11 protein-coding genes are annotated in these 13,359 nt (G+C 66.6%); 6 read left to right on the top strand and 5 right to left on the bottom strand.

Going from position 1 to position 13,359, the window contains the following annotated elements:
* Positions 1-50: 50 nt before the first annotated feature.
* Positions 51-1,202 (top strand): bifunctional 2-methylcitrate synthase/citrate synthase, encoded by a 1,152-nt coding sequence (gene prpC / locus ACYVBS_RS01430; protein WP_460821332.1) that lies wholly within the window; start codon positions 51-53, stop codon positions 1,200-1,202.
* A gap of 231 nt (positions 1,203-1,433) precedes the next feature.
* Here the strand turns inward: prpC and ACYVBS_RS01425 are convergent, their stop codons facing one another.
* The 3 genes from ACYVBS_RS01425 to ACYVBS_RS01415 form a co-directional block, all read right to left on the bottom strand.
* Positions 1,434-2,051: a glutathione S-transferase family protein gene (locus tag ACYVBS_RS01425; protein WP_460821330.1), complete on the bottom strand. Its 618-nt coding sequence runs from the start codon at positions 2,049-2,051 to the stop codon at positions 1,434-1,436.
* 117 nt (positions 2,052-2,168) lie between these two features.
* Complete coding sequence (locus tag ACYVBS_RS01420; protein WP_460821329.1) at positions 2,169-2,627, bottom strand: cell wall hydrolase; 459 nt, start codon at positions 2,625-2,627, stop codon at positions 2,169-2,171.
* Positions 2,628-2,962: 335 nt separating this feature from the next.
* Positions 2,963-4,993 (bottom strand): FAD-dependent oxidoreductase, encoded by a 2,031-nt coding sequence (locus tag ACYVBS_RS01415; protein WP_460821328.1) that lies wholly within the window; start codon positions 4,991-4,993, stop codon positions 2,963-2,965.
* A gap of 347 nt (positions 4,994-5,340) precedes the next feature.
* On the opposite strand from ACYVBS_RS01415, the gene ACYVBS_RS01410 reads away from it, so the two are divergent.
* From ACYVBS_RS01410 to ACYVBS_RS01395, 4 genes are all read left to right on the top strand, one after another.
* Complete coding sequence (locus ACYVBS_RS01410) at positions 5,341-6,429, top strand: OmpA family protein (protein WP_460821326.1); 1,089 nt, start codon at positions 5,341-5,343, stop codon at positions 6,427-6,429.
* Positions 6,430-6,668: 239 nt separating this feature from the next.
* Positions 6,669-7,190 carry a hypothetical protein gene (locus ACYVBS_RS01405; RefSeq protein ID WP_460821325.1) on the top strand — a complete coding sequence of 174 codons (522 nt, stop codon included), beginning with the start codon at positions 6,669-6,671 and terminating at the stop codon, positions 7,188-7,190.
* Between the two features lie 70 nt (positions 7,191-7,260).
* The gene (locus ACYVBS_RS01400) at positions 7,261-8,010 is read left to right on the top strand and encodes a pseudouridine synthase (RefSeq protein WP_460821324.1); all 750 of its coding nucleotides are present in this window, start codon (positions 7,261-7,263) and stop codon (positions 8,008-8,010) included.
* A 139-nt stretch (positions 8,011-8,149) separates the two neighbouring features.
* A complete protein-coding gene (locus ACYVBS_RS01395) occupies positions 8,150-8,551 on the top strand; it encodes a hypothetical protein (protein ID WP_460821322.1) in 402 nt (133 codons plus the stop codon).
* 41 nt (positions 8,552-8,592) lie between these two features.
* On the opposite strand, the gene kbl is transcribed toward ACYVBS_RS01395, so the two are convergent.
* Together kbl and tdh are read right to left on the bottom strand one after the other, a co-directional pair.
* A complete protein-coding gene (gene kbl, locus ACYVBS_RS01390) occupies positions 8,593-9,801 on the bottom strand; it encodes a glycine C-acetyltransferase (RefSeq protein ID WP_460821320.1) in 1,209 nt (402 codons plus the stop codon).
* 149 nt (positions 9,802-9,950) lie between these two features.
* Positions 9,951-10,988, bottom strand: a complete 1,038-nt coding sequence (gene tdh, locus ACYVBS_RS01385; protein ID WP_460821318.1) for an L-threonine 3-dehydrogenase — start codon at positions 10,986-10,988, stop codon at positions 9,951-9,953.
* A gap of 188 nt (positions 10,989-11,176) precedes the next feature.
* Between tdh and ACYVBS_RS01380 the strand changes: the two genes are divergently transcribed.
* The gene (locus ACYVBS_RS01380; protein ID WP_460821316.1) at positions 11,177-13,327 is read left to right on the top strand and encodes a S46 family peptidase; all 2,151 of its coding nucleotides are present in this window, start codon (positions 11,177-11,179) and stop codon (positions 13,325-13,327) included.
* Positions 13,328-13,359 lie beyond the last annotated feature (32 nt).

The following is a 13,359-nucleotide window of genomic DNA, read 5'->3' as shown; positions in this document are numbered from 1 at the left end:
TGACCGGACAATCCGCGCCACCGCATGCCGCGTCCACCAGGAGTAATCCCATGACTGAACCAGCCCAGGTACTGCCCAAGGCCAAGAAGTCCGTTGCACTGAGCGGCACGGCCGCTGGCAACACCGCGCTGTGCACCGTTGGTCGCAGCGGCAACGACCTGCATTATCGTGGCTACGACATCCACGACCTGGCCACGAAGTCCTCGTTCGAGGAAGTCGCACACCTGCTGGTGCACGGCAAGCTGCCGACCGCGTCGCAGCTCAAGGCCTACCGCACCAAGCTCAAGCGCCTGCGCGGCCTGCCGGCCATCGTTGCCGAGGCGCTGGAGCTGGTCCCGGCCAACGCGCACCCGATGGACGTGCTGCGCACGGGCTGCTCCGTGCTGGGCACCGTGCTGCCCGAGCGCGAAGGCCACCCGGCCAACGAAGCGCGCGATATTGCCGACAAGCTGATCGCCAGTTTTGGTTCGATGCTGCTGTACTGGTGGCACTTCACCCGCAACGGTCGCCGCATCGACGTGGAAACCGATGACGAGACCACCGCCGGCCACTTCCTGCACCTGCTGCACGGCGAGACGCCCAGCGCGCTGCACGCCGAGTCGCTGGACAAGTCGCTGATCCTGTATGCGGAGCACGAGTTCAATGCCTCGACGTTCACCGCGCGCGTGATCGCCGGCACCGGCTCGGACCTGCATTCGTGCATCACCGGCGCGATCGGCGCGCTGCGTGGTCCCAAGCACGGCGGCGCGAATGAAGTGGCGATGGACATCATCAGCCGCTATGGCACCGCCGACGCCGCCGAGGCGGACATCCGTGCACGCATGGAGCGCAAGGAGATCGTCATCGGCTTCGGCCACCCGGTGTACACCATCGGCGATCCGCGCAACCCGATCATCAAGGAACTCTCGCGCAAGCTGTGCGCCGACGGCGGCAACCAGACGCTGTTCGACGTGTCCGAGCGCATCGAGAACCTGATGATGGACACCAAGAAGATGTTCCCGAACCTGGATTGGTACAGCGCGAGCGCGTACCACATGATGGGTATCCCGACGCCGATGTTCACGCCGTTGTTCGTGATCGCGCGCACCACCGGCTGGAGTGCGCACGTGATCGAGCAGCGCGAGGACGGCAAGATCATCCGCCCGAGTGCGAACTACACGGGGCCGGAGGATCAGGAATACGTGCCGATCGAGAAACGTTGAGTTGTGTTTGAGGGGCCACGCGGTTGCGTGGCCCTTCTGCTTTTTGGGGTGCGGGGGGCAGGCCGGGGCCCAAGGGGCGTCACAAGTCGCGGCCCGTTATCCGCTTGGTTGTGGCGCCCCTTGGGCCCCGGCCCGCTGACTCGGTTGTTGGAAGCAGAAGAGCCACGCAATCGCGTGGCTCTTCTTGTTTGGGGGAGTGGGGGCTTTGGTGAAGAGCCGCCTTCGGGTCGCTCAGGCCGCCAGGCCCTCGGCCTGGAACACCGCCTGCACGCCGGGGTCCTGGTCCATGCGCGCCTTGAAGGCCTGCAGGCGCTCCAGGCCAGTCAGGTCCACGCCAGTGAGGCCGGCCCAGCGCAGGGTGATGTAGAGGTAGGGGTCAGCGAAGCTGCGGAAGCCGGCAAGCCAGTCGCGGCCTTCCAGCTGCTGCTCGGCACGCTCGTACAGGCCACGCAGGCGCTTGCGGGCGGCTTCGCGCACGCGGTCGTGCTCGGCGGCATCGGCATGGAAAGCGGCAGGCGCGAACAGCGGTACGTAGGCGGGGTGCATGTCGGCGTTCATGAAGGCGAGCCAGCGGGTAGCTTCAGCGCGCTGGCGGGGACTGCCGTCGCCAGCGAGGCCGGCCTCGGGCTTGTGGTCGGCCACGTAGCCCAGGATGGCGGCGTTCTGGGTCAGGACGAAATCGCCATCGACTACCGTCGGCACCGCGCCGGTGGGGTTGATGGCCAGGTAAGCCGGTGACTTGAGTGCGGCGTAGTCCGGGAGGATCTCGCACTCGAACGGCACGCCGCTCCACTGCAGGGCGATGTGGACCGCGGTCGAGCAGGCCCCGGGCTTGGTGTAGAGCTTCATGCAATCTCCGTAACGGAAACGGGCCGTCCATCGTGGACGACCCGCCCGGAGGTGCTCAACACCGTGGGTGCAACGCTGCGTCACGGGCGCACGGGTTGCGTGCGCCGGGGCGGCGACTCAGCCGCGGCGCGGCTTGAGTGACTGCACCTTCAGGAAGGTGTGGTCGCCGATGGTGGCCACCTGGTAGGCATTGCGCCAGCTCGGGTTGGCGATGGCGTGGGCCATGAAGTGGCTGGCGCCCGGAACGATTTCCTTGCGTCGGCCCGGGGGCAGGGCCCAGTTGCGTTCGGCTTCCAGCGCGATGGTCACCGACTCCGCCCACGCTTCGGTGTTGCTCAGGCGTGTCGCCGGCGACACCAGCGTCGGCGCGAACTGCTTCTTGGCGGTGACCACGTCACAGATGGTGTTGCCCCACAGGCCGCTGTCGCGGCGGCGCAGGGCCACCTCGGCGACCGCCTTCTGGCCGCGCACGGACTGGTCGCGGGCTTCGAGGTAGACGGTGGTGCTCAGGCAGAGCGAATCTGCAGTCTGCGGCGGCAATACCGAGGCCAACCACAGGATCCAGGCCAGCTTCATTTCGGACTCCTTGCTCCGTTGCGCCCGTTCGTCTCGCGGCTTCCATCCCCTCGGGGATCTGCTGGAAGCCACTGCTCGGACCGGCATGGCGTACTGGGGAGGGCGGCGGCTCTTCGGCGCGCTTTGCCCCTTCACCTAAACCGTGCGGGGTGCACGGCCGGTGTGGGTTCCGCCAAGGCTGGGCGGAAAAGTTGGCGCAAGGTACTGGCGCCAACATAAACGTCGCGTGAATGCCGTGTTACTAACTTGCGGAAAATTCTCGGTTTTTTACCGCGTGGATGGGGCCCAAGCCCTTGCGGAGCAAGGCTTTGGGGTTGTCAAGAGCGAGGCCCTCGTCACAGATTTGCGGCCAGCCGGCTGCCTTGCGCGATGGCCCGTTTTGCGTCCAATTCCGCCGCCACGTCGGCTCCGCCGATGACGTGGACGGTGGCCTGGCCGCCCGCTAGGGCCGCCAGAAGGGGCTTGAAGGGCTCCTGGCCGGCACAGATCACGACGTGATCCACCGGGAGCAGCTGTTCCCGCCCCTCCACGCGAATGTGCAGGCCCGCGTCGTCCACCCCCAAGTACTCGACGCCGCCCAGCATCTGGACCCGCTTGGCCTTGAGCGTGGCGCGGTGGATCCAGCCCGTCGTCTTGCCCAGCCGCGCCCCGGGCTTGCCGGCACTGCGTTGCAGCAGCCACACCTCGCGCGCCGGGGGCTCCGGCGCCGGTCTCGCCAGGCCACCCTGCGCCGTGGTGTAGCCGAGGTCCACCCCCCACTCGGCCCGCCATCGGACGGGGTCCAGGCTGCTCGAGTGGCCTTCATGGACGAGGAATTCGGCTACGTCGAAACCGATTCCACCCGCCCCGATGACGGCAACCCGCGCTCCCGGGACCACTTCGCCACGCAGTACCTGAAGGTATCCCACCACCTTGGGGTGATCCGCACCCGGGAAGTCGACCTTGCGAGGGGCAATGCCCGTGGCGAGCACCACGTCGTCGAAGGCGGCGAGATCGGCGGCCTCCACCCGGGTGCCCAGCCGCAGATCCACGCCCGTCTGCGCCACACGCCGGCCGAAGTAGCGCAACGTCTCGTGGAACTCTTCCTTCCCCGGAATGCGCTTGGCGACATTGAACTGGCCGCCGATCTCGTCCGCAGCGTCAAACAAGGTCACCCGGTGGCCGCGCTCGGCGGCGACGGTCGCGCACGCCAGGCCGGCGGGACCGGCGCCCACGACTGCGACGCGCCGGGGCCGCGGGGTGGGGCGGTACACCAGCTCGGTTTCCGCGCAGGCACGCGGATTGACCAGGCAACTGGCGGTCTTGTTTTCAAAGACGTGGTCGAGGCAGGCCTGGTTGCAGGCAATACACGTATTAATGTCGTCGGCACGCCCGGAGCGCGCCTTGGCCACCCACTCGGGATCGGCCAGCAGCGGGCGCGCCATCGAGACCATGTCCGCCTCGCCCCGGGCAAGGACGGCCTCGGCCACGTCGGGCATGTTGATGCGGTTTGTCGTCACCAGCGGCACGCTGACCTCGGGCTTCAGCCTGGCGGTGATGCCGGTGAATGCCGCCCGCGGGACGGACGTCGCAATGGTGGGCACCCGCGCTTCGTGCCACCCGATGCCGGTGTTGATGATCGTCGCACCGGCGGCCTCCACCGCCTTGGCCTGCGCCACGACCTCGTCCCACCGGTTCCCCCCCTCCACCAGGTCCAGCATCGACAGCCGGTAGATGATGATGAAATCCGGACCGCAGGCCTCGCGGATGCGGCGCACGATCTCGACGGCAAATCGCATGCGCCGCGCGGTGTCGCCGCCCCAGGCATCCTCGCGCCGGTTGGTGCGCGACACGGTGAACTGGTTGAGGAGGTATCCCTCCGAGCCCATGACTTCCACGCCGTCGTACCCGGCGTCCCGGGCAAGCTGGGCCGTGCGGACGAAGGCGCGGATCTGCCGCACGATGCCGCGGGCGGACAGCGCCCGCGGCGTGAAGGGATTGATCGGTGCTTTCAGTCTGGAGGGTGCCACCTGGAGTGGGTGATAGCCGTAGCGCCCCGAATGCAGGATCTGCAGGCAGATGCGACTGCCGTGTCCATGTACGGCCCGGGTCACCTGCCGGTGTTTGCCCACCTCCCACGACCAGCCCAGCTTGCCGCCCAGTGGCTTGAGCCAGCCCTCCATGTTGGGCGCGAAGCCTCCGGTGACGATCAACCCGACGCCGCCTGCGGCCCGCTCGCCGAAATAGGCGGCCAGCTTGGGAAAATCCCGCGCCCGGTCTTCCAGCCCCGTGTGCATCGAGCCCATGAGCACGCGGTTGGACAGGGTGCAGAACCCCAGATCGAGGGGGCGGAACAGATGGGGATAGGGAGGCGGCGAGGTTGTCATCAGCGTACGCAAGCGTATGGATTGCCGCACGATGCCCGGAAAACGCGGCCCCGGCAAGGAGGCATGGACGGTGGGTGGGCGAGGTTACGTTTTTGTTCCCAACCGCTGCTTCCTTCCCAGGGAGGGGGGGCCTTCACCGCGCCTGCATCCGCGGTGGGGCTCAATATGAACCGACGCTAAGGTACGGTTGCAGATTGCGGGAACTTGGCGGATTGTTAGACACGTGTTAACACGGCTTTCACACCTGTAAACTTAACCTGCCCGGGATGGCGTCGAACGGGTCGCCGTCCTGAACGGTTGCAACACCGTAGACGCGGTTTCCATTTTTGATCCAAGGAGAGATGAGAATGAACAAGAAGCTTCTCTGTGCTGCCCTGCTGGGCGGTCTGTCGGTCGCTCATGTGGCTGGTGCGCAGGAATTTGATGACCGCTGGTACCTGACCGGCTCGACCGGCTTCAACATCCAGGACAACGCGCGCGGCACCCGCAACGCGCCGTTCGTGGGCCTGGGCCTGGGCAAGATGATCAGCCCGAACTGGTCGCTCGACGGTGAGCTGAACTACCAGAACCCGAATTTGGACGCCAACCAGAACCTGAACTGGAGCCAGTACGGCATTTCGCTGGACCTGCGCCGCCACTTCATGCAGGAAGGCCGCAACTGGAACCCGTACGTGCTGATGGGCCTGGGCTACCAGCGCTCGGAAGAAGAATACGACGCCTTCCCGAGCCCGGATTCGCCGGGTCAGCGTGAAGACGGCAACCTGGCCGCCAAATTCGGCCTGGGCATGCAGGGCGGTGGCGAGCGCGTGAAGATTCGCACCGAGCTGGCCTACCGCCTGGACATGGATGATTCCAGCATCAACGCCCCGGGCGAAGACAGCTTTGGCGACATCCTGGCTTCGGTCGGCGTGGTCATCCCGCTGGGCGCTGCCGCTGCCCCGGCTCCGGCTCCGGCCCCGGCTGCTCCGAACTGCGCCGATCTGGACGACGACGGCGACGGCGTGAACAACTGCGACGACAAGTGCCCGGGTTCGCAGGCTGGCCAGACCATCGGTCCGGACGGCTGCCCGGTGCCGGTGTCGATCGACCTGAAGGGCGTGAACTTCGACTATGACAAGTCGAACCTGCGTCCGGACGCCGTGGCCATCCTGGCCGAGGCCACCGAGATCCTGAAGCGCTATCCGGAGCTGAAGGTCGAAGTCGCCGGTCACACCGACTCGAAGGGCACCGACGCCTACAACCAGGGTCTGTCCGAGCGCCGCGCCAAGGCGGTGTACGACTACCTGACCAGCAACGGCATCGATGCTTCGCGTCTGGCCGGTCCGAACGGTTACGGCGAGAGCCGTCCGATTGCTCCGAACACCAACGAAGATGGTTCGGACAATCCGGAAGGCCGTGCGAAGAACCGTCGCACCGAGCTGAACGTCCAGAACTGATCTGGATGAAAGTCGGCGTGCGGTCCACGCACGCCGACGGTGTTGCCTCGAAGCCCGGCCCAGTGCCGGGCTTCGTCGTTCCGGTTCCTCACATTCACGTCGTTGAATCGAGACGCCGTAGGCAGTTGTCGATGCTGGTTCGCGCCATGCGTCGGGATTGTGGCGCGATTCACTTTTTTCCGCTGGGAAAACGCCGGGTTCAGGGCTACAGTCTGCCGACACCACATGCGGAGCCCACCATGCGTCGTTTCATGCTTGCACTTCCGATGCTGATGTTGTCCGGGCTTGCGCTTGCGCAGGACGGTGCATGCGGTGCGATCGCTCAATCGCAATCGTCCGCTGTTGCCGTCGCGCCTGAGTTGACCGCGCGCACCACGCGCCTGGGTGCGCCCGCCGGCGTGCTGGTGCAGGCCTATGACGAAGCGCAGTCGGTCGACAGCGTGCTGAACCGCATGCGCTTGGATGAGTGCCGCAGCGTGGCTGCGAAGCGTTCCAGCAAGCCTGCCGCCACCCCGGCAGCCACGCCGGCCGCCGCTTCGGCCCCTGCCGCCGACGCCCCCATCGATCCGGCCACGTACAAGCCCAAGACGAAGGACGACAACACTCCCTGGCGCTTTGACATGAGCCAGAACGGCAAGCGCATGACCGCCGAGGAGTTCGATGCGTGGATGAAGGCGCGTGGGGTTCGCGTTGCCAAGGGTGCGCCAGCGCCCGTGAAGGCCGCAGAGGCCCCTGCGTCGACCGGTGAAAAGGCGAAGTGACGAACGGCGGTGCCTGGCACTGCGCCGGGCGCCGTGAAGGACTGCGACAACCCAGGAACAACGGCCGCGTATGCGGCCGTTTCGCTACGTGACGAAAACCCTCTTGCCTCGACATGGACTGGCGCGCGTGCTTTCCAAGCACGGCGTGTGCTCGCGCACACAGGCGGCCCAATGGATTCTTGACGGACGCGTCGCGGTCAACGGTGCCGTCGTCCGCAATCCCGAATATCCCATCGTTCAAGGGCAGCATCGCGTGGAGGTGGACGGCCACGCGCTGGATGGGGCCGAGCGCATCTACGTGATGCTCAATAAGCCGCGGGGCCTGGTGACGACCGCAAAGGACGAACGCGGCCGGGACACGGTGTATCGATGCCTCGATGGCGCGGGCTTGCCTTGGCTGGCCCCGGTGGGGCGCCTGGACAAGGCCAGTGAGGGCTTGCTCCTTTTCAGCAATGACCCCGAATGGAGCGCCTGCATCACCGATCCTGCCCACGGTTTGGACAAGACTTATCACGTGCAGGTGGATACCTTGCCCACGCCGGAACTCCTGCAGGCGTTGAAGGCAGGGGTGGAAGACGAAGGCGAACGGCTGTCTGCCCGGCACGCTGCGCTGTTGCGCAGCGGCACGCGCAACGCCTGGCTGGAAATCGTGTTGGACGAAGGGCGCAACCGTCAGATCCGCCGACTGCTCGCCGCGCACGGCGTCGGAGTTCTCCGCCTGATTCGGGTTCGCATTGGGGAGTTGGGGCTGGGAGACCTTTCCAAAGGTGGGTGGCGCAGGTTGACCGGAGACGAGGTTGCGGCGCTTCGCGCCAGCTGAGCCTGGCGTCTGCTCAATCACTGCGTGCGCCTAAGAGTTGTGCGCTGACACAGGCGGAATGCTGGACTGTGCGCGCGGACAAAGTTTGCGCCGCGGGCCTCACTAGACTGCGGAAAACCGTGCAGGGGAGTGGGGCAGGATGCGAAAGTGGATGCTGGTGATGACGCTGGTCGCGTCCCCGATGGCGTGGGCGCAGACGGTACCTTGTGAGAACGGCCACGCGGTCACGCCGGCCGCCAGCCAACCCTCGGGCAACGGCAGCGGTGCGGCCGGGGGCCTTTTGGCCCAGGCCTACGCGCAGCACAGCCGCGCAACCCAAGCGTTGACCAACCCGGTCATAGGGTGTGGCCAGGTCACGGCGGAGAAAGCCACGCCCAAGTCGCGCCCACGCACGCGGGGCCGCGACGCAAACCGCTTCTACATGGAGCAGAACGGGAAAAAGATGACGGCGCGCGATTTCGATGCGTGGATGAAGTCCCGCGGGATTCGCGTTGCGACCGGCAAGCCCAAGCCCGCGCCTAAACGCAAGGGCGGGGGCTGAGGGAGCGCGGGAAGGGGCCGCGCCACCGCGCGCCCCGTGCCTCAATTCTTGATGACGCCCAGCTCGCGACCGATGCGGATGAACGCATCGATGGCCCGGTCCAGGTGCTCGCGCGTGTGCGCGGCCGACATCTGCGTGCGGATGCGCGCCTGGCCCTGCGGCACCACCGGGAAGAAGAAGCCGATGGCGTAAATGCCTTCCTCGAGCAGTCGCTCGGCGAAGCGCTGCGCCAAGGGCGCGTCGTACAGCATCACCGGGCAGATCGGGTGCACGCCGGGCTTGATGTCGAAGCCGGCGGCGGTCATGCGCTCGCGGAAGTAGCGGGTGTTCTCCTGCAGGCGCTCGCGCAGGTCGCCGGCAGCGGACAGCATCTCGAAGGCCTTGATGCCTGCCGCGACGACGTGCGGCGGCAGCGAGTTGGAAAACAGGTACGGGCGTGAGCGCTGGCGCAGCATTTCCACAACCTCGCGCTTGGCGGTGGTGAAGCCGCCCAGTGCGCCGCCCATGGCCTTGCCTAGGGTGCCGGTGAAGATGTCGATCTTGTCCATCACGCCCTTGACCTCGGCCGAGCCGCGGCCGGTGGCACCGAGGAAGCCGGTGGCGTGGCACTCGTCGATGTGCACCAGCGCGCCGTACTGCTTCGCCAGTCGCGTGATCTCGTCCAGCGCCGCGATGAAGCCGTCCATCGAGAACACGCCGTCGGTGGTGATCATGATGGTGCGCGCACCGTCGGCCTTGGCCTGCTGCAGCTGCTTCTCCAGATCGGCCATGTCGCAGCTGGCGTAGCGGTAACGCTTGGCCTTGCACAGGCGCACGCCGTCGATGATCGAGGCATGGTTGAGCGCGTCGGAGATGATCGCGTCCTGCTCGCCCAGCAGCGGCTCGAACAGGCCGCCGTTGGCGTCGAAGCAGGCGGCGTAGAGGATGGTGTCCTCGGTGCCGAAGAAGTCCGCGATGGTCTTTTCCAGCTGCTTGTGCAGGTCCTGCGTGCCGCAGATGAAGCGCACCGAGGCCATGCCGAAGCCGTGGGTGTCCAAGGCCTCCTTGGCGGCGGCGATCACGTCAGGGTGGTCGGCCAGGCCCAGGTAGTTGTTGGCGCAGAAGTTCAGCACTTTGCGCCCGTCGGCGAGGGTGATCTCGGCCGACTGCGGGCTGGTGATGATGCGCTCGGACTTGAACAGGCCCTGCGCGCGGATCGCGTCGAGTTCGTCGGCGTAGCGGGCGGTCAGGGAGGCAGTGGCGTCGGACATGGCGGATTCCGTGGAGGGCGCGGGGACGGGGCGCATTCTAGTCAATGCGCCGTTTGGGACGGCTGCGTGCACCGCGGACCACCGTGGCGACCAGGCCGAGCAGCAGCACGGCCACCACCGAACCCAGTACCACGGCAGTCACGAGCGACTCAGTTCCAGCTGAGCACGACCTTGCCGGCCTTGCCCGATTCCATCAGTTCGAAACCTTCCTGGAAGGAATCGATTGGCAGTTGATGCGTCAGCACTTTGCCCAGCGGAAAACCGCCCAGCACCAGCTGCGTCATCTTGTACCAGGTCTCGTACATCTTGCGGCCGTAGATACCCTGCACGGTCAGGCCCTTGAAGATGATCTTGTCCCAGTCGCAGCCGGCGCCCTTCGGCATGATGCCGAGCATCGCGATCTTGCCGCCGTGGTACATGCAGTCGAGCATGTCGTTGAAGGCGCGCGGGTTGCCGCTCATCTCCAGTCCCACGTCGAAGCCCTCCATGTGCAGGTCGGCCATCACGTCCTTTAGCGAGGTGTTGGCGACGTTGACCACGCGCGTGGCGCCCATGTCGGCGGCCAGCTTGAGGCGGTAGTCGTTGACATCGGTGACGACCACGTTGCGCGCACCGATGTGCTTGCAGATGCCCGCGGCGATGATGCCGATGGGACCGGCGCCGGTGATCAGCACGTCTTCGCCCACCACGTCGAATTCCAGCGCGCAGTGCGCGGCGTTGCCGTACGGGTCGAAGAACGCGGCCAGTTCGCTCGGGATCTGGTCGGGGATCGGCCACAGGTTGCTGGCCGGCATGACGATGTATTCGGCGAAGGCGCCGTTGCGGTTCACGCCGATGCCCACCGTGTTGGGGCACAGGTGCTGGCGGCCGGCGCGACAGTTGCGGCAGTGGCCGCAGACGATGTGGCCTTCGGCGCTCACGCGCTGGCCGACCTTGTAGCCGGTGACGCCGGCGCCGAGCTCGACGACGCGGCCGACGAACTCATGGCCGATGACCAGGCCGGGCTTGATGGTGCGCTGGCTCCACTCGTCCCACAGGTAGATGTGCAGGTCGGTGCCGCAGATCGCGGTCTTCTCCAGCTTCACCAGCACTTCGTTCGGGCCGGGGGCGGGGATCGGCACTTCCTCCATCCAGATGCCCTTGGTGGCTTCGCGCTTCACCAGCGCCTTCATCATCGTCTGCGTCATGGAGGGGTGTCCTTCGCGGGCGTCCAACACGGGCGCCGGGGGCAACAATTATACGCGGGCGTCCTCGGCACAGCCGGTTGAATCACGTTCCGTCGGGTGGCCCCGGGGTGGGGCGGTCCCGGGAATGCGGTTTGCCGTGCGCCGGGCCGTGGCCTATCGTTCCTGTCCCGCTTTCCACCGGATCGACCATGCGCCGCCGTCTGCTCGCCCTGTCACTTTCCTTGGCCGCCACCGGCGCCATCGCCAACGAGGGCATGTGGATGCCGTCACAGCTGCCGGACATTGCCAAGCAGCTCCGTGAGGCCGGGTTCCAGGGCAAGCCGGGCGAGTTGGCCGGGCTGGCGCGCCCGCCCATGAACGCCGTGGTCAAGGTCGGTGGGGCCAGCGGTGCGTTCGTGTCGAAGGACGGGTTGGTGCTCACCAACCACCATGTCGCCTTTGGCGTGATCCAGTACAACAGCAAGCCCGGCCGTGACCTGATCCAGGACGGATACATCGCCGCCGACCGCGCCGCGGAGCTGCCGGCCAACCCCGATTACCGCGTCCTGGTGACGACGGGTTTCGACAAGGTGACCGACCGCATCCTGGCCGACGCGCGCGGCAAGCAGGGCAAGGCCTATTACGACGCAGTGGACGCGGCGACCAAGGCGGTCGTGGCCGAATGCGAGCGCGATGCCGGCTACCGCTGCAGCGTCGCCAACATGTACTACGGCACGGATTTTTACCTGGTCAAGCAGTTGGAGTTGCGCGACGTGCGCCTGGTCTACGCACCGCCCAATGACATTGGCAACTACGGTGGCGAGGTCGACAACTTCATGTGGCCGCGCCATACCGGCGACTTCACGCTTTTGCGTGCCTACGTGGGCAAGGACGGCAAGCCGGCCGACTATTCGCCGGACAACGTGCCGTACGTGCCGCCGGCGCACCTGCAGGTGTCCACGCGCAATGTGAAGGAAGGCGATTACGCCATGCTCGCCGGTTATCCGGGCGTCACCTTCCGCCACCGCATGGCCTCGGAGTTCGCCAACCAGATCGAGTGGCAGTTGCCTTCGCGGGTGGCGCTGTTCGACGGCATGATCAAGACCATCGAAGCCGCCAGCGCCAAGGACGAGGAAGCGCGCGTTCGCTACGCCTCGCAGGTGAGGAGCTTCAAGAATTCACTCAAGCGTGCGCAGGGTGAGTTGGATGGCCTGCGCCGCAGCAATGCGGCGGCCGTCCGCCGCGATGACGAGGCGGCCATGTATGCGTGGCTGGCGCAGCAGTCCGATGCGGCGGCCATCCGGACCGACATCGCGGCGGCACAGGCCGTACTGGATCGCGGCGTTGCCACGCGTGAGCGCGACCAATTGCTGGCCGCGATCAACGGGCACGCCCAGCTGCTGCGCTCGGCGATCACGCTGCAACGCCTCGCGCACGAGCGCACCAAGCCGGATGCCCAGCGCGAGTCGGGCTTCCAGCAGCGCGATGAGGTACTGATCACCGGCCAGCTGAAGCAGGTGCAGCGGCGTTATTCGCCCTCGGTAGAAAAGGCACTACTGATGCATCTCCTGGCGCAGTACCAGGCGCTGCCGCCCGCCCAGCAGGTGGCCGAATACGACGCCGTGTTCGGCACCACGCTGGAGCAGGCGAAGGCCCGGCTCGATGCGCTCTACGCGGGCACGGGGCTGGGCGAGGAGGCCGCGCGCCTGCAGGCCATGCAGGCCGACGTGGGTGCGCTGCAGGGCTCCAAGGACCCGCTGTTGCAGGCGGCGGCAACGCTGCTGCCCGCGATCCTACGCCTGGACGATGAGTCCAAGGCCAGCGCGGGTGAGCTGCTGCGACTGCGTCCGGCGTACATGCGTGCGCTGATCGGCTTCCGCAAGTCGCAGGGCCGTGCGGTGTACCCGGACGCCAATTCCACGCTGCGCGTGAGCTACGGCCGCATCCAGTCGATGGATCCGCGTGACGGCATCCATTACACGCCGCTGACCACCGTGCAGGGCATCGTCGAGAAGCACACCGGCGTGGATCCGTTCATCGCGCCCAAGCCGCTGCTCGATGCGATCGCCAAGGGCGACTTCGGCACCACGGCCGAGCCGAGCCTGAAGACGCAGACGGTCAACTTCCTCACCAACCTCGATACCACGGGTGGCAACTCCGGCTCGCCGGTGCTGGATGCGAAGGGGCGGCTGATCGGCCTGAACTTCGACAGCAATTGGGAGGCGGTCAGCGCCAGCTGGATGTTCGACCCGCGTTACAAGCGCGCGATCCATGTGGACATGCGTTACATGCGCTGGCTGATGGCGAAGGTGTATCCGGCGCCGCACCTGCTGCGGGAGATGGGGCTGCCGGCGGAGTGAGGTCGGGTGGGGCGGGAGATGTCCATGGCGGG

This window comes from Lysobacter olei (assembly GCF_054777355.1).
The sequence above is the reverse complement of the archived record's forward strand: the minus strand, read 5'-3'. Positions and strand labels throughout refer to the sequence as shown.

Coding starts and splice junctions, on each gene's coding strand:
- prpC (WP_460821332.1), top strand. CDS start 51: ATGACTGAACCAGCCCAGGTACTGCCCAAGGCCAAGAAGTCCGTTGCA.
- ACYVBS_RS01425 (WP_460821330.1), bottom strand. CDS start 2,051: ATGAAGCTCTACACCAAGCCCGGGGCCTGCTCGACCGCGGTCCACATC.
- ACYVBS_RS01420 (WP_460821329.1), bottom strand. CDS start 2,627: ATGAAGCTGGCCTGGATCCTGTGGTTGGCCTCGGTATTGCCGCCGCAG.
- ACYVBS_RS01415 (WP_460821328.1), bottom strand. CDS start 4,993: ATGACAACCTCGCCGCCTCCCTATCCCCATCTGTTCCGCCCCCTCGAT.
- ACYVBS_RS01410 (WP_460821326.1), top strand. CDS start 5,341: ATGAACAAGAAGCTTCTCTGTGCTGCCCTGCTGGGCGGTCTGTCGGTC.
- ACYVBS_RS01405 (WP_460821325.1), top strand. CDS start 6,669: ATGCGTCGTTTCATGCTTGCACTTCCGATGCTGATGTTGTCCGGGCTT.
- ACYVBS_RS01400 (WP_460821324.1), top strand. CDS start 7,261: ATGCGGCCGTTTCGCTACGTGACGAAAACCCTCTTGCCTCGACATGGA.
- ACYVBS_RS01395 (WP_460821322.1), top strand. CDS start 8,150: ATGCGAAAGTGGATGCTGGTGATGACGCTGGTCGCGTCCCCGATGGCG.
- kbl (WP_460821320.1), bottom strand. CDS start 9,801: ATGTCCGACGCCACTGCCTCCCTGACCGCCCGCTACGCCGACGAACTC.
- tdh (WP_460821318.1), bottom strand. CDS start 10,988: ATGACGCAGACGATGATGAAGGCGCTGGTGAAGCGCGAAGCCACCAAG.
- ACYVBS_RS01380 (WP_460821316.1), top strand. CDS start 11,177: ATGCGCCGCCGTCTGCTCGCCCTGTCACTTTCCTTGGCCGCCACCGGC.